Origin of the sequence: Cupriavidus gilardii (genome assembly GCF_008801915.1) — a bacterium.
Lineage (GTDB): Bacteria > Pseudomonadota > Gammaproteobacteria > Burkholderiales > Burkholderiaceae > Cupriavidus > Cupriavidus gilardii.
Window position 1 is genome coordinate 83,737 of the sequence record NZ_VZOV01000015.1, and the last position, 22,084, is coordinate 105,820.

The 22,084-nt window shown below is 62.6% G+C and carries 11 protein-coding genes; 4 read left to right on the forward strand and 7 right to left on the reverse strand.

Annotated features, from left to right (window positions below; genetic code table 11):
- The first annotated feature begins 17 nt into the window (after positions 1 to 17).
- Positions 18 to 1,304 carry an MFS transporter gene (locus F7Q96_RS17785; RefSeq protein ID WP_390885752.1) on the forward strand — a complete coding sequence of 429 codons (1,287 nt, stop codon included), beginning with the start codon at positions 18 to 20 and terminating at the stop codon, positions 1,302 to 1,304.
- 17 nt (positions 1,305 to 1,321) lie between these two features.
- Here the strand turns inward: F7Q96_RS17785 and F7Q96_RS17790 are convergent, their stop codons facing one another.
- On the reverse strand, positions 1,322 to 2,221 hold the full coding sequence (locus F7Q96_RS17790) for a LysR family transcriptional regulator (protein WP_151023041.1): 900 nt from the start codon (positions 2,219 to 2,221) through the stop codon (positions 1,322 to 1,324).
- Between the two features lie 106 nt (positions 2,222 to 2,327).
- On the opposite strand from F7Q96_RS17790, the gene F7Q96_RS17795 reads away from it, so the two are divergent.
- The 3 genes from F7Q96_RS17795 to F7Q96_RS17805 all read left to right on the forward strand — a co-directional run bounded on the left by F7Q96_RS17795 (position 2,328) and on the right by F7Q96_RS17805 (position 5,474).
- Positions 2,328 to 3,323: a zinc-dependent alcohol dehydrogenase family protein gene (locus tag F7Q96_RS17795; protein ID WP_053822611.1), complete on the forward strand. Its 996-nt coding sequence runs from the start codon at positions 2,328 to 2,330 to the stop codon at positions 3,321 to 3,323.
- Positions 3,324 to 3,412: 89 nt separating this feature from the next.
- Entirely contained in the window at positions 3,413 to 3,697 is a 285-nt protein-coding gene (locus F7Q96_RS17800; RefSeq protein ID WP_315904369.1) for a HigA family addiction module antitoxin, read from the forward strand.
- A 163-nt stretch (positions 3,698 to 3,860) separates the two neighbouring features.
- Positions 3,861 to 5,474: an ABC-F family ATP-binding cassette domain-containing protein gene (locus tag F7Q96_RS17805; protein ID WP_053822609.1), complete on the forward strand. Its 1,614-nt coding sequence runs from the start codon at positions 3,861 to 3,863 to the stop codon at positions 5,472 to 5,474.
- A gap of 171 nt (positions 5,475 to 5,645) precedes the next feature.
- On the opposite strand, the gene F7Q96_RS27210 is transcribed toward F7Q96_RS17805, so the two are convergent.
- The 6 genes from F7Q96_RS27210 to F7Q96_RS17840 form a co-directional block, all read right to left on the reverse strand.
- Positions 5,646 to 5,897 (reverse strand): DUF262 domain-containing protein, encoded by a 252-nt coding sequence (locus F7Q96_RS27210; RefSeq protein ID WP_249041688.1) that lies wholly within the window; start codon positions 5,895 to 5,897, stop codon positions 5,646 to 5,648.
- A 251-nt stretch (positions 5,898 to 6,148) separates the two neighbouring features.
- On the reverse strand, positions 6,149 to 6,916 hold the full coding sequence (locus F7Q96_RS17815; RefSeq protein ID WP_053822608.1) for an HNH endonuclease: 768 nt from the start codon (positions 6,914 to 6,916) through the stop codon (positions 6,149 to 6,151).
- The gene (locus F7Q96_RS17820; RefSeq protein ID WP_082371557.1) at positions 6,913 to 8,856 is read right to left on the reverse strand and encodes a chromosome partitioning protein ParA; all 1,944 of its coding nucleotides are present in this window, start codon (positions 8,854 to 8,856) and stop codon (positions 6,913 to 6,915) included. Before F7Q96_RS17820 ends, F7Q96_RS17815 begins: the two co-directional genes overlap by 4 nt.
- Before the next feature lie 3 nt (positions 8,857 to 8,859).
- On the reverse strand, positions 8,860 to 13,773 hold the full coding sequence (locus F7Q96_RS17830) for an Eco57I restriction-modification methylase domain-containing protein (RefSeq protein ID WP_211923511.1): 4,914 nt from the start codon (positions 13,771 to 13,773) through the stop codon (positions 8,860 to 8,862).
- Between the two features lie 24 nt (positions 13,774 to 13,797).
- Entirely contained in the window at positions 13,798 to 16,587 is a 2,790-nt protein-coding gene (locus F7Q96_RS17835) for a helicase-related protein (protein ID WP_053822605.1), read from the reverse strand.
- A 6-nt stretch (positions 16,588 to 16,593) separates the two neighbouring features.
- Positions 16,594 to 21,867, reverse strand: a complete 5,274-nt coding sequence (locus F7Q96_RS17840) for a DEAD/DEAH box helicase (RefSeq protein WP_053822604.1) — start codon at positions 21,865 to 21,867, stop codon at positions 16,594 to 16,596.
- Positions 21,868 to 22,084 lie beyond the last annotated feature (217 nt).

Here is a 22,084-nt window from a genome sequence, read left to right on the forward strand (position 1 = left end):
CCGATCGGAGAGCCGTCGTGGCCGAATCCACTTGCTTGTCCCGTCCTTCCCGTCTTTCCGGCCCTGGTGCCGAACCGATTGCCATCTTCGCCGCTTCACATCGCTGGAAAGTGCTGGGCGTCGGCGTGGCCGCCAACGCCAGCTTCATCGCCGCCGCCAACGGGTTGCCGGCCACCGCGGTATGGCTGCGCAGCGCTTACCACCTCGATAACGCGGGGCTCGGCTTGCTGCTCGGCGCGTTGGGCGTCGGCGCCGCGCTGTCGGAGTTGCCGTGGGGCGCGGCGGCCGACCGCTGGGGCGACCGTCGCGTGCTGCTGTACGGGCTCGGCGCCACGGCGCTGACGCTGGCGATCATGGCGCTGTTTCTGGCGCCGACGGCGGACCGCGTGCCGCCGCTATGGATGGCGATGGCCTGCATGGCACTGCTGGGGCTGGCGGGCGGCAGCGTCAATGGCGCCAGCGGACGCGCGGTGATGCGATGGTTCGCCGAGGGCGAGCGCGGCCTGGCGATGAGCATCCGCCAGACCGCGGTGCCGCTCGGTGGCGGGTTGGGGGCCCTGGTGCTGCCATGGCTCGCGGTGGCTGCGGGCTTTCGCTGGGTGTACGCGGTGCTCGCCGCCTTCTGCGTGGCATCGGTTTGGCTGACCTGGCGATGGCTGCACGAGCCGCCGCATGCCGATGCGCGCGCGGCCGTACGGCGCCATGCACACGGTGATGCGGGGCCGCTGCGCAGCGTACGCGTCTGGCGCATCGCGGCAGCGATCGGCATCCTCTGCGCGCCGCAATTTGCGATCCTCAGCTTCGCCTCGGTGTTCCTGCACGATGCCGCCCACGTCGGCGTGTCCGGCATCGCCGCGACGCTGTGCGCGGTGCAGGTCGGCGCGATGGCGATGCGGATCTGGAGCGGCCGCCATACCGACCGGCGCGGCAACCGCCGTGCGTGGCTGCGTCATTGCACGATGGTCGCGGCGCTGATGTTCGTACCGCTCGCGCTGTGCGCCGCGATGGGAAGCAGCGTGCCTGCCTTGGCGACGATGGTCGCGGTCGTGCTCGCCGGCATCGCGGTGTCGGCGTGGCATGGGGTCGCCTACACCGAGCTCGCCACGCAGGCCGGCGCAGAACGCGCCGGTACGGCGCTGGGACTGGCCAATACGCTGGTGTTTGCCGCGTACTTCGTGGCACCGTCGGCGATCCCGCAACTGCTCGATCGCAGCGGCTGGACCGGTGTGTGGCTGGTGGCGGGCGCCTGTGCGGCGATGGCGTGGCCGCTGTTTCCGCGGGCGGGGAAGGACGCGAAAGGCTGAACGCGAAAGGCTGAACGCTATTGCATGCGGTGGGGCAGTTCCGCCGCCAACGCATCGACCGCAAGCCGTACCTTGCGCGCAAGATGCGGGGTGCGCAGCCAAAGCGCATAGGCGTCGTACAGGAAAGCCGGCTCGTCCGGGAACAGCCGCACCAGTGCACCGGCGTGGATCCGTTCACTGACGAGCCAGGAGGGAAGCCATGCGACCCCCATGCCGGCGGCCGCCGCGTCGGCAATCGCATCGAGGTCGTCGAGCTGCAGCCGGCCTGCCGGATGCCATTCCACCGGTGGCCCATCGTCGCGCGGGAACAACCATGGCGCCACCGGTCCGGTGCGGCGATAGACGATCGCATGGTGCTGGCGCAGCTCTTCGATTTGTTGCGGCTCGCCATGGCGATCGAGATAGGCCGGCGAGGCGCAGACGATCATGCGCTGGCGAGCGATCCGGCGCGCGATGGTGTCGGCCCGGTCCTGCAGGCTTCCGGTGCGGATCGCGAGGTCGTAGCCGTCTTCCGCCAGGTCGATCAACCGGTCGCTGAACGACAGCTCCAGTTCCAGCGCCGGATATTGCCGCGCCAGCTCCAGCAGGATCGGCATCGCGCAATGCCGGCCAAAGTGAACCGGCATCGTGACGCGCAGCTTGCCGCAGGGCTCGGCCAATTGATCGGCCGCGAGGGCATCGGCGGCCTCGGCCTCGGCCAGGATCAGGCGGCAGCGTTCGTAGTAGGCGCGGCCGAAGTCGGTCAGGCTCTGTCGGCGCGTGGTGCGGTTCAGCAGCCGCGTGCCGAGGCGCTCTTCGAGGAAGCGGACGTGCTTGCCGACCATCGGCCCCGTGATGCCCAGCGCGTCCGCGGCGGCGGCAAACGAGCCAAGATCGACGGCCTTGACGAACACGGCCATGCTGGTCAGGCGGTCCATGATTCAAAAGTATTGGTTTCGATCGTCGTGCCGGAGAGGCGATTTATCGATTTATTGACGGAGATCATACTGGATTCATTGCAATTGATTTGGAGTGAATTCAGCCATGCAAACCGCTCGCGTCGTCCGTTTCCATCAAATCGGCGGGCCTGAAGTCCTGCGCATCGAACATGCCGAAGTGCCGGAGCCCGGCGTCGGCGAGGTGCGGATTCGCGTCAAGGCGCTCGGTCTGAATCGCGCTGAGGCATTGCTGCGGACCGGCCGCTATATCGAGACGCCGACCTTTCCTTCCGGGCTCGGGCTCGAAGCGGCGGGCGTGATCGAAGCCGTCGGCCCCGGTGTCGAAGGCTTGGCGCCGGGCGATGCCGTCAGCATCGTGCCGCCGAAGTCGATGGTGCAGTGGCCGGCCTATGGGGAGTTGGTCCGCTTTCCCGCCGAGCTTGTCGTCAAGCATCCGCCGTCGCTGAGCTGGGAAGGCGCCGCGGCGCTGTGGATGCCATACCTGACCGCTTATGGCGCGTTGATCGATGTCGCCGGACTCGGCAAGGGCGACATCGTGGCGATTACCGCGGCCTCCAGCAGCGTCGGCCTCGCAGCGATCCAGATTGCCAATATGGTTGGCGCCATTCCCATCGCGATCACGCGATCGTCGGCGAAGCGGGCGGCCTTGCTCGACGCCGGTGCGCGGCATGTCGTGGCCTCGGGCGAGGAAGACCTCGAGGCACGGCTGAAGGAGATTGCCGGCGAGCAGGGCGTGCGCGTCGTGCTCGACGCGATCGGCGGCCCGATCTTCGAACCATTGACGGCAGCGATGTCGCGCGGCGGCATGCTGATCGAATACGGCGGCCTCAGCCCGTCGCCCACGCCGTTTCCGCTGTTCACGGTCCTGAGCAAATCGCTGACGCTGCGGGGGTATCTGGTGCACGAGACCATCGGCGACCCGGCGCGGCTGGCGGCGGCGAAGGCGTTCAGCGTGCGCGGACTCGACGAAGGGCAACTGCGGCCGACCATCGCCCGGACTTTTGCGTTCGACCAGATCGTCGAGGCCCATCGGTTTCTGGAGTCGAACGAGCAGTTTGGGAAGGTGGTGGTCAGGGTTTGAAGGGCGTTTTTTGGAAGAGATACGTTGAGAGTTGCAGCAATCTCCTCCGCTTCAAAACGCTCGTATCCCCAAGGAAGACGACCATGCGCATGCACAATCTCCCGCATCCCGGCGAGATCCTGCGTCAGCTCTGGCTGAAACCGCTGCAGCTGACCATCACCGAGGCGGCCACTGCTTTGGACGTGTCGCGGGAAACGCTGTCCGAGATCGTCAGCGGCCGTGCTTCCATCACGCCTGAAATGGCGGTACGGCTTGAAATGGCCTTCGGCAAGAGCGCGGAATCGTGGTTGGCGCATCAGGCCGCGTATGACCTGTGGCAGGTCGATCAGCGGCGCGATGGACTGCACGTGCGGCGGTTGAAGTCGGCTGCATGATGGCCGCCCACCCGTCAATTTCGTCTGCCCGCTATACTTCGACCTTCGTTAATCCCCACCGAGGTATTCGTCCCATGCGCCATTGATGCCGCCGTCGACATGACGGCCAGTCTCCACCAGCCCCTGCAGCAGGGGGAGTGCTTGGCATCCCTGGAATTGAAGCATGACGAATCCCTATCTCGCGCTCGAAAGCGTGTCCTACGCCCTGCCGGATGGCAGGACGCTTTTTTCCCAACTGAGCGAAACCTTCGACGATCGGCCCACCGGCCTCGTCGGGCGCAATGGCGTGGGCAAGAGCGTGCTCGCGCGCCTGCTAGCCGGGCAGTTGGAGCCGACCGGCGGACGTTGCGTGCGCTCCGGCAGCGTGTACTACCTCGCCCAGCAGGTGTCCCCTTCGGCCGATGCCACGGTAGCCAGTCTGGCCGGCGTACAACACACGCTCGAGGCGCTGCTGCGCATCGAGGCGGGCAGCAGTGCGCCGGAAGACTTCGATGCGGTTGGCGAGCGTTGGGATATCCGCCAGCGTTTGCGGCATGAACTGGAACGCCATGGCCTGGGTCATCTCGATGCCACTACGCCAGCGGGCAGTCTCAGCGGGGGCGAAGGGATGCGCGTGGCCTTGCTGGGCGCCATGCTGTCGGACGCTGACTTTCTGATTCTCGACGAGCCCAGCAATCATCTGGATCGTCCGAATCGGCAAGCGCTGATCGAACAATTGCGGCTCTGGCCGCGCGGGCTATTGATCGTCAGCCATGATCGCCAACTGCTCGAAGCGATGGAGCGGATCGTCGAGCTGTCGTCGCTCGGGCTGCACAGCTACGGCGGCAATTATTCGTTCTATGCCGAGACGAAGGCGCAGGAGCGGCTGAACGCCGCGCAACAGCTGGAACGGCGCAAGCTCGACCGCCAGCGGGAAGAACTTGCGCTACGCGAGCAACGCGAGCGGCAACAGCGAAGGCAGGCACGCGGGGACCGGCGCGGCAAGGAAGCGAATCAAGCGAAGATCCTGCTCGGTCGCCAGAAGGAGCGCAGCGAGAGTTCCGCTGGCAAATGGCGCCAACAGCAGGCCGACACGCTGCAGCAGCTCACCGAGCGCATTCGGGAAGCCGCGCAGGAACTCGAAAGCGAAGCGGCAATCAGCCTGCATTCGCTGCCCGTCCTGCAGGCAGCGCAGCGGCGCGTGGCGGAACTTGATGCGGTGGAACTGCCGTTCGTATCGGAAGCCGCGCGCCGGATCAGCCTGGTCCTGACGGGGCAGCAGCGCGTCGGCGTGGTCGGCCCCAACCGTTGTGGCAAATCGACGTTGCTCAAGGTCATCGCCGGCCATCTCGCCCCGTTGGCCGGGACCTTCAGGGTGACCCCGGAGAGCGCGTATCTCGATCAGCGGTTGGCCAACCTGCATCCCGAGCAGTCGGTGCTGCAGCAGCTGATGGCGGTCAATCGCCGCGCCAGCGAAGGAGATCTGCGCATGCGGCTCGCGCATCTCGGTCTTGACGCACAGAGGATTGCCGCACCGACGGAATCCCTGAGCGGCGGGGAGCGGCTGAAGGCGGCACTGGTCTGCCTGCTCTATGCCGACGCGCCTCCGCAACTGCTATTGCTCGATGAACCGAGCAATCACCTCGACCTTCCATGGATCCAGGCGCTGGAGGCCATGCTGCGCAGCTATCGCGGCGTGCTGCTGGTGGTGTCGCATGACGATGCGTTCATGGACAACCTGGCGCTGACGGACCGGCTAGCCGTCAACGAAAAGGGCTGGCTGATGGAACCGTGGTGATTCCATTAGGCGCAGTCCCGGGAGCAAACGCAGAACGAGTTCGAAAGATCAGCCGTTGATCACACGTTTAAACGTTGATCGGTCGGCAGTGCTTCGTCTGACGGGGATCAACCGGGCAGGCCAGCACCGCGATGCGCTGATGGGGCACATACTCAGCGAGCTGCATCAGGTTCACGAAACCGCCCTCGGCTTGCAACAGGCCTGTGCGCTCGGTCGAGTCCGTTTTGTCACCAATCGGTTGCTATCGTCGTCGACATCGTCCTCGTCGCCGCCGTTCTCTTCCACTTCAGTCACGACAGCTAGCTGGTCGGGATGGTCCGAGTTGAACAGCAGATCGGCAGGCCGGCGACGGCCGCGTACCGACACCGGCCCGCCACGGATGACAGCCGAGAGCGATGTCAGACGCTGCTGACCATCAAGCATGAGCCGAGTGCTCTGGTCCGGATTTGTGCTCTGGCTGACCGCGAAATCCTGCAGCGGCACAGCTCATCTGTTTCCCAAAGTAGGATTGCGCTCGATGGGTAGCCGCGATACAGCGAATTCAGCAGATCGCGCACTCCCGTGGGGCCAAACATACTGGCGCCGCATCTCCGGCAAGCGCAGCTCGCCGCGCTCGATTATGAATACCAGTTCTTCAACGCTTGCTCCGGCCTTGGCCAAGTTTTTTCCTTCGATCAGGCACCGAGCAGGAAGCGAGCTCGGTGCCACTGCAAATAGGGCTGGTGCTCGCTCGCCAGCCAGCGCAACATCATCCTCGGATGAATGCCAAGCTCATGCAGATCGCTTTGGGACAGACGGGCGCTGCTCAACAGATGCCCGGTATCGTCGAAGCTGATCAGAAAGCGGTCGAATAGCGCATCGAGGTTGGCCACCAGCAGAAAGCCGTTGAAGGCATCCAGCCGCTCGGCGTCGTCGGCGCATTCGGCCCACGGTCTGGCGTGACTGGCGCGCAGCGCCGCGGTCACGGTGACACCAGTCACTGCGCAGGCCCCACCCCAGTAGGTCATCAAGGCATCGCGGTAACGCTCCTGCCCCAGGCGCTGGCGCACCAGGCGTTCGACTTCAGTGCCTCGAGCCTCGATAGACATCGTTTCGACAGCTTCCGTCACGGCCGCGTGGTAATCGCGCACTGCCTGATTCGGCAAGGCCCGCGACAGGCTGGCCGCACGGCGCAGCAGGGCGGCCACATCGGCCAGTGTGGGCGCGCGAAATACGTCATCAGCTCCAGCCCACGGCTGGAAACTGCGCAACAGTTCAGGCTGCAGCGTAGGCGTGGCCGGTTGAAAGCGCACGTCAAAGCCGCCGGCCGATGCCGTCACCACCGCCCGGCTACGGTGGCGGGCCGAGGCCAGTACCACCGCAGTGCCAGCAGATGGCAGCACGTGCTCGAAGCCGTTGTCGTGGCCGGTTTTTTCGATGAGGGCGCGTTGCAGAAGATTCATGTCAACGCCGCTTGTTCGACACCCAAACGCTTACGAAGAAGAAGCCCGTCTACGCTATCTGTTGAGAGCCTATGTCGCTCAAAAGGCTTGAATGTTTCAGGTGGCTCCGTTGAGGTGGTGACAATGTATTGCAACGAGTCGTCACCGTTTTCAGCGACATGCCGGAGCAATGCCCAGAGTATGTCTTCGCTCATTTCCGCTTCGCGTGGAGAATCGTGCAACAGGAACCCGGGATGGAAACTTTGCTCCTGCGTACTATCGATCAAACAGGCGACATCGCCGGCTAGAATTTCCAACACTTTATATGTAGTCGAATGCATCGGCCCCATCTGGAAGGGGTGGCTGCGGTGTCTTTCATCATCGTTGAAAACACCCCACTGGAAAGAGGGTAACGACTTTGCAACGGCCATCATGGCTTTGCTAATCGCTTCGCGGCGGCCTGCCACTACTTGGTGCTCTTTCTCAAGTTGCAGCTGCAACTTCTCGTGGCGGCGCCGAACTGCATCCAGCTTGCGCTGTACCGCATTCATGTCAGTTGAACGTGATTTTCCTGATGCGAGGCTTTCGTAATATTCGTAATTCTCGATAGCTTCGCTGAGTAGCTGATCAGCCGATAGTGTTTCAGCGTACCTCTTGTCCAGTTCCACACTTTTCCTGTCAATATCGGCAAGTGCTTTATGCAATGGCGCCATCTCCTTCCCCAGTTCGCCCAGGCGGCGCCGCAGCGGGGGCAGACGACTCTCAAGGGATTCTTTGGTTTGCTGATGAAGTACGATGCGCTGCTTTCGATCAATTTGAACCTGTTCGATGCGCTGAATGACATAATCACACTCTTTGAGCAGGCGATTTCCTGCATCGCAATGCTTCGTGAGATTCTGTTGCAATGATGTGGCTTCGTTTTGCAGTGCCTCCAACTGCTCGATATCGCCAGCAATCAACGCTTCCATCTGCCTGATCTCATTGGATAAAAAACTAACGACACTATTCAGCGGCATCCGTTTCTCCAGCCACTTGTTGCGCTCATCTCCAAGCGATTTTCTTCCTTCTTCAATGGATTTCAATTCTTGTTGATAGGCCTCGTGGCGTTGCCTGGCAATATCAATCAGGTTGGGATGTTCGATCAGGCCTTCTTGGCGGAACGGTGTATTGTTAGGCGCTTCAAGGCGATTGGCCAATTGGCGGCGCACATGGTTCAGCAAACGTACGGGTTCCTCCCGCAACTCATCCAGCCTGGACTTGTGGGCTTCTAAAGCTTTGGTCGTGCTATCCACGTCGCGCAGCGTCGTGGCGTCGTGCAGCAGACCCAACACGATCCGTATGAGAGCAAGGGGCGATTTCGCCGGCAAACTGAATCGGACACCTTCTGCTCGCCATTGGAAGTAATGCTGGTATCGCGCGTTTTGGTCGCGGGAGCACCAGGCCAGAATGTGGTGCCATTCAATAGGCTGCCCGGAATTAGGAAGTTCGTGAACTGGCAAAATTTTGACGAAATGCCGCCGCAGTGAATTCTGGTAAGCGTGGTATTCGTTTTCTGCACTTCCGGCGGCCAATTGCCTCCAGTCAGCTATTCGGGAAGCGCGGTACAACTTCTGATGTCGCCACGGCTTCAGGACGGTCCATGCATGCCCACCGACATGCACACGGGCCGCAATAGCACCTTCCTTCAGATCCTGGTCTTGTAGCAGTTCGTCACGCAACGTCGACCCCTCTGACCAGAAAGGATCGTCCAGCGCGAATCGCAGCAATTGGCAAAAAGCGGTTTTCCCGACGCCATGCCCAGAGCTACCTTTTCCCGGCGGGGAAACAATCAGATTGAGCCCCGGACGTAGTGATATTTCCCGCAAGGGCTCATTCGCCGTGAGTGACTCCAGCAGCCACAGGGTCTCCACCCATAGGCGTGGCTTTGTGGGAAGCGGTGCCGGAATACCGATTGCGTTCATTCCTTACCCCCTTTTTTGGAGACTTCCCGTTTGCATAGCCGAATCTGCTGTGATGAGCGCCTGCGCCAGGGCCGATTCTTGTTGTTGCCTTGCCTCAATTAGTGCCCTGGCAAGCAATGCCGTACGATCGTCACCAAGCACCTGTGCCAAGCCTTCCGGATCACGGATGGACAGCGGCGCTGTCGCCGGCACACCCAACAGGCTGCGAAGCCAGGCACAGATATGCAACCACCGTTCGCTATTGACGGGCTGCAACCAGTCGGTCAAAAGCTCTCTGTGCGGACTATGCTGCGGGACGGTTGTCAGAAGGATTTGACCCAGGCGAATGTCGTCGCACGAGCCCCCCTGAAGGAGAATGTCGCAGACCAGCCCTGCCAGCCAATCCTCGGCTTCGGTTGCCGGCGTGTGGCCCGCTGCATAGGTTCGGAATGGTGTGCTGGAACGAGCAGGCTGAGCTTGCGGGATGAGGACGGAAGGCTCTTGTTGCAACCGCTTCCACGCTCCCAGCACCAGCCGTTGCGTGCGGTATTCGCCGAACTCCTTGCGCTCTTTATCCTTAAGCACGCGGAAGGTTTCACTGGGGTGATCTTCACCCATGACGTCGGCGGGGTCGAGGATGTAGCGCAGTTCTTTCTCGGTAAGGCCGTAGAGTTTGGCGTAGTAGGCGTCGAGTTCGGCGCGCAGGGTGGCGCGGCGTTCGGAGTCGAAGGCGAAGGGTGGACCTTCGTAGCCCAACTCCTTGGCCCAAGCGGCGAGATCGTGGGCAGTGTAGGTTAGTTCCAGCACGCGCGGGACGATGAAGGCGAGGTCGGCTTCGGTGTAGCGTTCGGGAGGTAGAACGGGGAACTGCTTGATATAGAAGTAGTTCAATGTTGTACCGCCAATCTTCTGCCGTGCAGCGAAATCTAGCGCGAGACTGGACAGATTGGCGAGGAATGCCGCAGCTTGTGGCGCTTCGACTTGGTGGCCAAATAGAAACAGCGGGAGTTTGTTTCCCACTCCAGCCAACGGCGTCACCGACGCAATCACCGTCCGCTCATCGGTTGAACGACAAATATCCCGCCAACCCATCAACCACTGCGGGCAAGCGGCTTGCAGCCAGCGTTCAGCCAGGGCCAACACATCATGTTCCTCCGCCAAGGGCGCATCCGGTACTGGCAGATGGCCGTACGCGGTGGCAAGCGCCAGTACGGCACGTTCGGCTTCGGGGTCGGTGGCGTACCAGGCGGTGGCACTGCGGGCGCCGGACCTGTAGGGCTGCACCTTGGCTTCGCCTTCGGCGGGCAAGTAGCCATCGTTCAGGGGGTGCAGGCTTTCCGGGCTGTTGCCCACGAGACCCAGCGATGTGGGAGCGATGGCCTGCGCATAAGGATGGCGGGTGACAAAGGCTTTCCAGACGGGATATGTGCCCATGCCCGGATTGGCGCGGCGCTGTTCGGCCAGGTGCCAGCCGAACAGCAACTGGGTCACGCCGAGCACGGTGGCCTGTGCGTTGCCGTTCTTGAGGGCCTTCAGCAAGCCTTCGGGCAGACGGGCGACGCGCAGGCAGACTTCCCGGGCCTCAACCCAGTAGCGCGGAGTGACGGTGAAATCCGGGTTGGATTTTTCGACCAGCGTGACATCGCGACTGTGGCCGTCCGCCGTGTAGGCGGCCCAGCGGTGGTCGAACTGGTGGATAAGCTTGGCTTCGTACAGCGGCAAGTGTTCGGCGGCTGGCTCGTCCTTGAACAGGTGGCTGTCGTTAGACATGTGAAACATCGTCATGAAAGAGATGCCCCACGGGTTTTGCGCGACTTCCACTACCTTGGCCTGCTTGCCCTCGCCTTCGACCACGGCATCGCGCATCAGCACCGGGGCGGCGCGGTAGAGCTTCTTGGTCAGTTCCGCGTCGCGCTCGCAGCGGAATATCGGGCAGGTGAGCGTGTTGGGGTTGATGAGGCGGAATTCGTCGGGCGTGAGGGTGAAGCGACGGCGCGGGTCAGCCAGTTGGCTGACCTGGGTGGCGAAGCAGACGAATTCGGCCTGTCCCGCTGCGCCCAAGGTGAGGAGGCAGAATTTGTAGCTGCGGTGTACCGAGGGGAATACCGCCTCGCGGTTCTCGATGTCGTACAGACTAACCAATCGCCGATTCTGCGTGATGTAGCCGAAATACGCCTTGGTACTGTCGTCGGTGGCGATGCCGGTGGGCACGATGAAACCTGCGCGGCCGCTGTCGGCATGGATTTGCAGGATGGTTTCGGCAAACAGCGCGTAGGTGTTCACGTCCCCCACGCCGGTCAGCGGGTAGCGGCCGCCCTCCATGCCTTTCACATGGGCGAACACGCTGGCTGCCTCCGCCGTGCGGCGGGCGGTAACGAATTCGCGGTAGAGGCGTTTTTCCGCCTCATCCTCATGCACCTCATGGGCCAGATCGGGGTACAGGTGGCGCGCCAGCATGCCTTCGCTGAGCCATTGGATGCGCTGGGCGCGTTCGGCCTTATTGCGGGCCTCCGCCACATCACGATGGCGGGTGGCGAAGAATTCTTCCTCTTGCAGCTTGATGCGCTCCCACGGAGGATTGCCCAGCACGCAATCGAAGCCGCCTTGCGCGAACACCTGCGGGAAGGCCAGCGGCCAGTGGAACACGCGGGCTTGTTCACAGGCGTCGCGCGCCGCAACGATAGGAGCGCCATGCTCGGCCTGGGCGCGTTCCGGCGCGGTCAGCAGCGCATGCAGGGTGATGCTGGTGGGTACGGTTTCTGCCGTGCCCTCTGTCTTGGGCAGCAGGTAGGCGCCGACCAGTACATCGGCGGCGTGGGCCAGCGGGCTCTGGGCTGAGTCCTCCAGAAAGTGGCGCCAGGCTTGCTCCTTGGCGGCCACCTGTTCGGGCGTGTCGGCGGGCAGAGTTTCGATGGCGCGCAGAGCTTCCAGGCCGCTGCGGTTGTCCACGCCCAGCAGCATCTGCTTGCCTTGCAAGTCTTTGGCGATCTGCTTGAGGCCGGCGGCGTTGGCCTTGGCCAGCTCCTTGCAGACGTCCTTGTCGTCGCCGCTCAAGGGCTTGAAGGCATCCTTGGCGATGCCTTGTTCCAGCCCGTTCAGGTCGGTCAGGCCCAGCAGGGCGTCACCTACTTGCAGGTGGTGGTCGAGAAAGCCTAGCGGGCGGCCTTCTTCGTAGCCCTCCAGCCACAAGGCCATGCGCGCCAGTTCGATGGCCATGGGGTTGCGGTCCACGCCGTAGATGCAGCGGGCCACCACTTCGCGCAGGGCATGGCGGTAGTCCTGCGGCTGGATGGCGCCTTCCTGCCCGCCTTCGAGGCTGCGCAACTGGGCCAGCTTTTCCGCCAGGCGGCGCGCGGCGGCCAGCAGAAAGTGACCGCTGCCGCAGGCTGGGTCAATCACGCGGATGGCCAGCAGCGCCTCGGTGGGCTTGTCAGGGTGGGCGGCAAGGCGCTGTTCGATGACGGGATCGAGCGCGCTCTTGATCAGTTCCTGCACCAGGCTGTCGGGGGTGTAGTAGCTGCCGGTGAGCTTGCGGGCGTTGCCGGCGGTGCTGCCCTCTTCGGTGCGGCCAACGAAGCCGAACGTGCGCGCTGGCAGATCGATGGCGGGAACCAGTTCCAACAGGCTTTCATAGACGCTGCCGAGTTCTTCTGGCCCCATGTTGCGGTAGTCCACCGGAGTGAGGCTGCTACCCTTGCCTTGCGCGACGACTGCCCAGCGCAGGTGTTGCAGGGCGGCGAGCAGGTGGGCGTTGTCCAGGCTGGCGGCATCCAGATCGGGGCATTGCTCGGGTGCGAACAGACCGCCCAGCGCGGGCAGCGCCAGGCGCGGCTCGCCTTGCGCCAGGCCGCGAAACACGATGCAGATGGCTTGCCACTGGTCGTCATGACGAGTGCGGGCGCGGCGCTTGAGGCAGAGTTCGCGCAGGCGGGCCAGGGCGTAGCCTTCGGCATAGGCGCGGCGGGCAACCTGTGCTTCGGCGCTGTCTTCCTGCGGGTGCAGCACGCCGCGCTCCTCGACTGTGAAGACGAAGATGAGGCGGTAGACCAGGCGCAGCAGTTGCTGAAAGTAGTTGTCCTTGCTGAGCGTGCCGTCGTTCAGAGCGGTGCGTAAGGCTTGGTTGGCGGGGTGTTGCAGGAAGCCTTGACCGAGTGTCAGCAGAGCTTGTTCGACACCATTGCGCAGGCCGTCGCGCACGCGGGTGCCTTCCTGTTGGCCTTCGTTGCGCCATTGTTCCCAGATGCACACCGTAGCGCCCTGGCCAAGGCGGGATGCGCGACTCGCGTGCAGCAGGCGCCAGACGTTGGCGAATTCGGCGTAGCGCTGGCCGCCGAGCAGGTCATCCAGATCGACTTCGAGAAAACTGGGGCGGGTGAGGCTGGCCGCGTCGCGCAGCAGGCGTAGTTGCTTGCCGTTGCTAACGATGCCCCATTGCAGCGCTTCGCTGGCGTTGAGCAGTTCCTGCATCGCCTGGAACGGGGATTTCTTGCGGTTGCCGCCGCCCTGCACGGCAAATCGCGCGTCGGTCTCGTCCAGGCCCAGAGTGTGTGGTCCCACCAGGACGGGCAAGGTATCAGCCTTGAGGCTGATCGGGTAACGCAGCTCACCCACTTGCTGTGCTGCCGTGGCTTGCAAGGTGGTGTAGCCAAAGACGTCGCGCAGCAGTTCGTGGACGAAGGCTGTAGTGAGCTGCGCGGCATCGATGTCGGCGCGCCCAACCTGCGCGGCGAAGTGCTGCCATTGGGCGCAGGCGATCTGGAAAGCGCGGCTGTATTCGTCCTTGAGCTTGACGCCCTTGGGGGTACCGTAGTCGGCCTCGCTCTGGGCGCTGGCGCGGCCCTGGGCGGCTTTTTCCAGTTGATCGGGCAGGAATAACCCGCCTTCGAGCTTGAGGGTGGGGAGGTTCAGCGTGGCCTGGGCCTTGCGGATGCGTTTCATGGTTGTTCTTCTGCAGGCCGAGGCTTATAGCGAGTCAGGCAGCAGCACGTACACGCCCATCACATCGACCGGCAGGCAGGGGCTGACGCTGTACTGGCCGACGTCACGGGTGGCTTTGCGCACGCGCTGGTGGTCGGCCAGCAGGGCATCGGCCCGCTGTTGGGCTACCGCTTGCAGTTGCTGCGGGTGCGCGGCGAGGAAGTCGAGCGCGATGCGGATTTCGCGCTGTGCCGCCTCCGGCGGCAGGTTGCCGCTGGGCGTGCATTCGAGCAGGCGACTCACGCCATCGTCGGCCAGCCATTGCGGGGCGTTGCGGCCCTGCACAGCTAGAGCAACGGTTTCCTCCGCCATCATCTGGAAGGGTTCGCGACGGCGTACGTAGCTGAGCTGGTGGCGCAGGCGCAGAAGATAGAGGGTGGTGACGACCTCCACGTCATTGGTAAGAGTGGCAGCACAACGGGCGGCCAGCGGACGTTCGCCGCCAAGTGCGTCTTCCAGCAGGTGCTGTGCCAGCAGGCCAACCAGCGGGTGACTGCGGTGCAGTTCGATGAAGTCGATGAGCTGGGGTTTGTCGATGCCCTCGTCGGCCAAGCGTTGGCGCAGGGCTTCGGGGAGGTGCTGCGGCAAGAAGCGTGCAGTCTGCTTGCGGTCGATTTCCAGCGGTGACCCTAATCGCACACAAGCGCTTTGCAGAAAGCACGACACGTCAGCCTGGGTGCCCAAGGCCTGCTGCTGTTTGTGCCATTCGGGAAGCACCTCGTCTGGCTTGATGCGACGCTGGGCGAACACGGTGCGATTGGCCTTGGCTTTTTCCAGCGCGTCGCGCCATTGGCCTTGCAGTGGAGCGAGCAATTGCTCCGACTCACCGAAGTCGAATACCGCCTGCGGCGATGAGATGCGACTGTCGCTGCGTTTCATCAATGCCGCCTTGACCAGGGCCTGATTGATGCGGGCTTCGTCCTCGGGCATTGGAACCAGCACGCCGAGTTCCTTCTGGATGGCCTCGCCCTTCTTAAGAATAACGTTGAGCACGAAGCCATCCACCGGATTGTCTTGCCCGTAGAGCATGGTGCAGCGCACTTCATCGGCCTGCTGACCGAAACGATCGACGCGGCCTTCGCGCTGTTCGTGGCGAGTGGGGTTCCAGGCCAAGTCGTAGTGGACGACAGCGGTGAACAGATGTTGCAGGTTGATGCCTTCGGAGAGGCAGTCAGTGGCGACCAGGATGCGTCGCTCTGCATCCTCCAGCTCATCCACGCGCTCTCGCCGCTCTTCGGGGGTGAGTTCGCCGGTGACGGCATCGACGGTGGCCTTCGGAAAAGCAGCCTTGAGGTGTTCGGCCACGTAATGAGCGGTGGCGATGTAGCGACAGAACACCACCGGGTGGTAGCCATCCTTCACAAGAAGGTCAATATGCCGGATGAGCGCAGCCAGCTTTGGATCACCGGCCTTACCGGAAAGACGTTGCGCGTCGGCGATCAGGGCTTGCAGGCGCGGCGCAGCGTCCTGCACCTGGGCTGGCGGCTCCAGATCACTGCCGGAGAGGTCATCGGCCTCGCCATCGTGCAGGCGCTCGTCGCCGAGAAGCGCCTCATCCGGCACAGTGCCTTCCAGCCGTGTGGTCAACGCCTTGACGGCGGCTGCGGGCGACGATGCCACGCAGCGCAACAATGCCAGGGTGGCGTACCAGATGAGGCGCGCGCCGCCTTGCTGTTCTTGCTGCTCAACGGTTTCAGCCAGTTCGCGGCAGTAATCCTGCACGGCGTCGAAGAACGCGCCCCATTCGCCGCTTAGTTGATAGGTAAGCTCGGTTTTCATGCGTCGAGGAAAACCTCGTCCGTCATGGATCTCGGCCTGCCATTCAACGATGTCCTTGCGACGGCGCTGGACGAAGTGGCGGGCCAGTTCTTGACGCAGCGGGTCGGAGGCTGTCATGCGGCCTTGTAATGCGGAAAACCGTGGATCGAGCAACGACAGCAAGTTGTAGAAGGCGGTTTCGTCACCAGAGTGTGGGGTGGCGGTCAGCAGGACCAGGTGTCGCTGTGCGTCGCGGGCAAGGCGTTGCAGCAACTCGAAGCGCAATTGCTTGCCCGCGCCGCTGCTGGCGCAGGTGTGGGCCTCGTCAACGATGATGCACTCGGGGGCGGTGGCGAGAAACTGTTCGCGGTGGCGTTCGCTCTTGATGTAGTCCAGGCTGACGACCACCACGGGATGATGGTCGAACAGACGCGCACCATGCGGAAGATCACGTTCGATGCGGGAGGCCGAAGCCGAAGTCAACGCCACGGCCTGAAGGTTGAAGCGGGTTTCCAACTCACTTTGCCACTGCTCGACAAGGTGTGGCGGGCAGAGGATGGCCAGGCGGGCGATTTCGCCACGGTCCATCAGCTCGCGTGCGATCAGGCCGGCTTCGATGGTCTTGCCGATGCCCACGTCATCAGCGATCAGCAGGCGCACAGTGGACAGGCGCAGTGCCATCAGCAACGGCACAAGCTGGTAGCCGCGAGGTTCCACGGCGATATTGCCAAAGGAGCGGAACGGGCCGGCGCCGGCGCGCAGGGTCAGGCGCAAGGCATCGCGTAGCAACAGCGCGGCGGCGTGGTTGCCAGCGCGCGCGGGATCGGGCCAGTCGAAGGTGGCAGGTTCGACGGGATGCAGTTCCAACTCGGGGATCAGGGCAATGCTTTCGTCATCGGCACCGCTCAATGGGCGCAGGCGCAACCAGTCGCGGCGGGAGTCGCTTTGCACCACCCATTCGCGGCCTCGGGCGCGCACCAGGTTGCCGGGCAGAAAGTCGTGTTCGAGGATCGTCATACGTCCTTATTCGTTGGAACCGAACACATCGGCGTGCGCGGCGAATTGTTGTGACCAACGTGAAGCGTCCGAAAAATCGAGCACCTGCCAGCCTTTGTCCTGCAATACGCTGGTGGTCTGCTCATCCACCGCGGATAGAAACACCAGAGCACGAGATGCCTTGTACTGGGCCGCCGCAGTGGCTGCGCCATTGTTGACCGACACGTTGACCGCATCAGGTTGCACGGCCCCTGCCTGGCGGAGCGTGGACAGCCAGGCGTCGAGTGGCGCGTCTGCCAAGGTCGTTGCTGCAACGGTGGCCGGGCTGCATTCCACAGGCTGTACCTGGGCATTGGCCAGCGCGACCAGCAGCTTGAGCGCATCCGCATTGCGGCGGTTGATGTGTTCGTGATCCGGCTGGTTGAAGTAGGACAGCAGGCACTGATAGCAGCCGGCTTCGCACTGATGATTGCCAAGCGCATCGGTCTGTTCCAGCGACGGCAGATCGTCCAGCGTCCAAATGCCGCTCTGCGGTTTGCGATAGTGAATCAGTTGCAGGGCATTGCTGGCTACGAGCGCAAGGTCGTCGCGATTGTTTGCCAGGCGAGTGAGCACACCCGCACCGCCTTCCGCCGCTTCGTAGAACAGCAAGGCGCGGCGCTCGTCGGACTTCGGCAGTGGCTCGACCACCAGTTCGGATTCCTCGATCTGGAAGGTCATTTCGATGCCGCGCTTGAGCGCGGCATGCAATGTCGCCATGGCCTCCAGAGGCAAGGCATGTACGGGAGAGAAGATCAGCAGATTGCGATGATCTTCCACAAAAGGAACGATGCGCTGGTTGGGCACCTTCTCCAGCAAAGCATCGTCGCCGCCCTGGTCGTCTTCGGCATCCGGTGCATCCTGCTTGCTCCAGGTGCCCGTGATGGGGTTGATGTAGAAGCCCAGTTGCTCCTTGTCCTTGCGCCTGCGCCAGCCGCGATTGATGCGCCAGATTTGCGCAGCGGGCGCGTAGGTGAGCTCGCCCAGCACGTCTTCGCCTTGTTGGATCGTGGCCTTCTGCTGCTGGATACGGCCATCGGGGCCGGGCAGGAAGCGGTAGGTGGTTTGCAGCTCGAAGCCCTGACGCTGGCGCTCCTCGTCGTTGATGGAGATGCGCTCGGTGGCCACAGTCTCCACGGTTTCGATTCGGTAGAGCTCGCGCACCCAATCGTGCTCGGTGAGCAAAGCGTCGCAGTTCTCGCAGCGATTGACCAGCGGCTGTTCGCCGCCCGGCTCGCCGAGATGGCCGTAGCCACACTGGCTGCACACCAGAGAGGCAATAGTCGCCAATTGGCTGTTGCCGGAAATGTGGTCTGTATTGCCCACGTTGAGTTTGGCACGCACCACGCGGTACATGCGGCCCTGGTGATAAATGAGGCTGCGGGGGCCGAATTCGGAAAGGGCCAGGAAGCGCGGTCGGCTGACCATGCTGCCTTCGTCATCCTTGCCATTGACAGCCTGGCCGCCACGGGCGGGAATCCAGGCCATCAGCGGCAGGCGCGGGAAGTTGTAGCCTGGCAGGAAGCCTTGGCTGGCCAAATAGCGATAGGTGTAGAAGTCATTGTTCTGGCCGTTGCCGGACTTGAGCAACACGGCGTACTGGCGCGCGGCGTCACCGTAGCGGCGCTGGGCATTTTGGCGTTCTGTGTGCGAGGCTGTATGGCTCTTGACGATGCGATCAGCTATCTCCATCTGTTGGCGGGTGGCATCGAACAGCACGCGCCAGCGCTCCAGCGCCCCAGAGAACGCTTGCGCCGCGTTGTCGATGACCTGGCGCACATAGTCAGGCGTGAACCAGGCGCTGCCTTCAAGCTCGCCAGCGAGCTGGTCGATGACCCGGTCCGCACTGGCCAAGGCCCGCTGCTGGACAGCCTGCGCCCGGAGCGCCTCGTACAAGGGCTGTTTCAGTGGTTTACCGGGCTGGTCGAGATCTAGCATCGGCGCAATGCTGTCGTCCAGCGGCACCTGGGTACTGGCAAGCCAGACCGCTTGCAGGTGGCTGTCGATGAGATCACGGTTGCTCAGATCGAGGGTTGGCGCGCGCACTACGCCATGCACCATTTGTTCGGCATTGTGGAAGAACCACTGGTCATGCGGACTGAGTGCCGCGCAGTAGGTGATGACCAACGCCTGCTGACCCGAGCGACCCGCACGGCCGCTGCGCTGGGCGTAGTTGGCGGGGGTCGGCGGCACATTGCGCAGGTACACGGTGTTGAGCGCGGAGATATCCACGCCAAGCTCCATCGTGGGGGAGCAGAACATCACCGGCAGACGTTCCAACGGCGCTTCGTGGGCCGGGTTCTGCGCCCAATCCTGCCTGTCTTTTTCGGTGTAGCGAAAACGCTGCTCCAGCAGTTGCCGGCGTGGCGCATCCACCTGGGCTGTGTGTTCCTGGGCCTCGAAGTCGAACAGCGGATGCGAGGGCTGACGCAGCAGGTCGGCAATGCCGAGATACAGCGTGCGGAAATACTGGTTGATTCGATTGCCATCAGTTTGCGGCTGATCGGCAATCAGGCACCAGTCCAGAGCAGCTGCGTTCAGGCGCCAACCTGCGAGCTGGGCGTCGATTGGTTGGCGCTGCACATAACCATAGTCCTTGGCGGACTCCAGCAGCACTTCGATCAGCTTAGCCCACTCGACATCTTTCCACTGCGCGACCTCGCTGGCGCAGGCGCTGTTGCGCCAGAAGGCGGCCGTTTTTATTTGCCGTAGCAGACGGGAGCGTGGACCACCTGTCACCAAGTCGGCGCGCGGTTTACCCTTGTATTCCGGGCGCTTGCCGAGGATGAGATAGCGGCCGGTATCGAGTTTCTCGTCTGGAGCGAAGGCCCAACGTTCATTCAGGTAGGTGTGGGCGCTGGTGCGTGCCTTGTCCTGCTCAACCGGGTCGAGGTAACGACTTTCCAGGCACAGATGGCGGCGCAAGGCGTCGAACAGTAGTTCGAACAGAACTTTCCGCTGCACTGCAGTCAATTTGGTCAAGGTGCTGTCTGCAGCAAAGATGCTGGCGTCAGCGCAAAAGGCATCTAGGTCTCGATACCGAATCTGCAACAGGCCGAGTTGATCCAGGTTCGGATTATTGAAGCGCCAGCCACGCCGCAGATCACGCAGTAGCCGGTAGGCGATGATGAAGCGCAATGTGCGTTGCGCTTCTTGTCGGGCCAGTCCCATGAGCTTGGGGGTGCGCAGATACTCCACCAAGGTCGCTTCATCGACCCCTTGAAAGCCGAGGGCCTTGAATACGCTTTCGGCCAAGTGTTCTTCATCGAGTTGGCCGCCGCTGCCCTGTAGCGCGCCGATCAAGCCGGCACGCAGAGTCAGCAGGAAAATGAAGTCGTTGAAATGTCCCGCCTGCAGAGCGGCATCCTGGCGGTTGTCGGTAAACCCAAGCAACTTGCGTGGGTCAGGCTGCCCTGGCGCAGGTTCGGAAAGTGCGAACAATTGCTGCAAGGCCGCCAGGGCAATCATGGTAGTGGCCGAAGAGCGGCCTTCGCCGGACAAGCTGGAGAGGCGGTTCGCATCCTTGCCGTGGGCTTCGTGTGTCGTGCCGCAGTTCAGGCAGAAACGGAACTTTCCCGGAATGAACCAGAACTCCGTCCCCGAGCCCGTTTGCCCTTTGGCATCGACCGTGACCATATAGGGAACGGCATTCTTGTAAGCTGGCTTGATTTTGGGTTCGCTACGGCTGAGGTCGATCCAGGTTTCCGGCAGGTCTTCGAGCAGGCCGCCGTATTGCTGCCCGGGCACCAGAGGACACAGGAAGCCATAGCTGGCGTCGTCTTCTGCCGCGATATCGTCGATTTCACGTGAGCTGAAGCTGACCGGTTGCTGTGCGTGCCAGACAGGTAGGTACTCCTGGCCGCAATCACGGCAGAAGTGCGTCGGGTAAAGCAGCACATTCTCTTGCTGTCGCCCCGGCGCGAAACGCTGAGCATCGAGCGTGACATGGCGCTTACCTCGCGCCTCCAGCGTGGTGAGTACCTTGCCGGGACCGCTGATGAACTGGTGCAGCTTGAATGCGAAAGGCGGCCTGCCCTGGGGCGTGCGCACATCATGGGCAGCCACTAGAAAGCGCTGCAGGGCGGTGCGAGCGGCTTCAGGCTGGCAACCCGCGTCTTCGGCGAGACGGCGGCTGGCCTCTTCCAACATCATGGGTCTCGCACGCCTAGGAGGCTCGTCGGCAGGTAGTTCGATACCCAGGTTCAATTCCACCCAGATGGATAACGGGTCATTGCGAAAGGCGTCGAAGTCAGCCCAGATATCCTGCTTTCGCGTAATGGCCGCCGGTAGTTCTGTGCGGATGGCGTTGACGTCCTTGAGCGGGTTGGTGACACGCTCCAAGGTCTCGCCGATGACGTCATGCTCTGTGATCGGGGTGCCAAAAAGTTTGCTAGCCACGTCGGCCACCACGCGGTTGCGGTCGGCTTGGCTACCTGTGCTGGACATGGTGGCCGACGTGCCGATGCAGACCAGTTGCTCGGCTTTCAAGCGCTCTCGCAGGCGCCGCACTAGCAAGGCAACGTCCGCCCCTTGACGGCCACGATAGGTATGCAACTCATCCAGCACCAGGAACTCAAGTCCCTCGCAGTGTTCCACCACACGCCGATCCACTTCGTCGAAGCGCGTGAGGATGTACTCGAGCATCATGAAGTTAGTGAGCAGGATATCGGGCGGGTCATCCGCGATGGCGCTGCGTTCCGCCTTGCTTTCCTGGCCGGTGTAGCGCTTGACGGTGAAGGGACGAAGCTCTGGCGCATAGCCATGCAGAAACTTGTCGAGTTCTTCCAGCTGGCTGTTGGCCAGAGCATTCATCGGATAGATGACAATGGCCCTGGTACGTGCTTTGCCATCGGATTGCTTGGCCTTGAGTATGCGGTCGATGATCGGGATGAAAAAGGACAGGGACTTCCCCGACCCCGTTCCGGTCGTGACCACATAGCTTTGGCGTTCCTGGCCTTTGGCCAAGGCTTCCATCTGGTGCTTGTAAAGATGCAGGGGTTCTGGCGAACCTTCAGACTTCCCGACCTGGAAGATCTCTGCGCAGGCAGCATGCAAGACCCCCTGTGCCGCCAGGTTCTGCACGGTGCCCTGGCGTTGGTAATTCGGGTTGATCTGCACCAGCGGCTCAGGCCAATAGCGACCTTGCGCATATTGATGTTCGACCTCGGCTTGGATATCAGGCGCAGCGATACGAACGAAACTGCGGGAAAAGCTGCCGTATCGTTCGATGAGCTGGTCGCGGAATTGGAAAACGTTATCCATGGAGAACCCTCATTGATCCATCTTGTGGCAAACCGCCCTAACCGCCGTACGATCGATGGTGCCCTGGGCCAACAGATAGGTCATGCGCTGCTACGGTCGGGAAACGACAGGCGGACGAATGGCCGTGTATTGCCAGCGGAGCAACCATAAGTCGCGTAGCAGGTTGCCAATCCTGTATAGTGTCTTAAGATCGGGCGAGATTCGCCATGCGCTGCAA

What these genes read in the sequence shown, in the direction of transcription:
- F7Q96_RS17790 (WP_151023041.1), bottom strand. Translation starts at nt 2,221, where the DNA reads ATGGACCGCCTGACCAGCATGGCCGTGTTCGTCAAGGCCGTCGATCTT.
- F7Q96_RS17795 (WP_053822611.1), top strand. Translation starts at nt 2,328, where the DNA reads ATGCAAACCGCTCGCGTCGTCCGTTTCCATCAAATCGGCGGGCCTGAA.
- F7Q96_RS17800 (WP_315904369.1), top strand. Translation starts at nt 3,413, where the DNA reads ATGCACAATCTCCCGCATCCCGGCGAGATCCTGCGTCAGCTCTGGCTG.
- F7Q96_RS17805 (WP_053822609.1), top strand. Translation starts at nt 3,861, where the DNA reads ATGACGAATCCCTATCTCGCGCTCGAAAGCGTGTCCTACGCCCTGCCG.
- F7Q96_RS27210 (WP_249041688.1), bottom strand. Translation starts at nt 5,897, where the DNA reads ATGCTTGATGGTCAGCAGCGTCTGACATCGCTCTCGGCTGTCATCCGT.
- F7Q96_RS17815 (WP_053822608.1), bottom strand. Translation starts at nt 6,916, where the DNA reads ATGAATCTTCTGCAACGCGCCCTCATCGAAAAAACCGGCCACGACAAC.
- F7Q96_RS17820 (WP_082371557.1), bottom strand. Translation starts at nt 8,856, where the DNA reads ATGAACGCAATCGGTATTCCGGCACCGCTTCCCACAAAGCCACGCCTA.
- F7Q96_RS17830 (WP_211923511.1), bottom strand. Translation starts at nt 13,773, where the DNA reads ATGAAACGCATCCGCAAGGCCCAGGCCACGCTGAACCTCCCCACCCTC.
- F7Q96_RS17835 (WP_053822605.1), bottom strand. Translation starts at nt 16,587, where the DNA reads ATGACGATCCTCGAACACGACTTTCTGCCCGGCAACCTGGTGCGCGCC.
- F7Q96_RS17840 (WP_053822604.1), bottom strand. Translation starts at nt 21,867, where the DNA reads ATGGATAACGTTTTCCAATTCCGCGACCAGCTCATCGAACGATACGGC.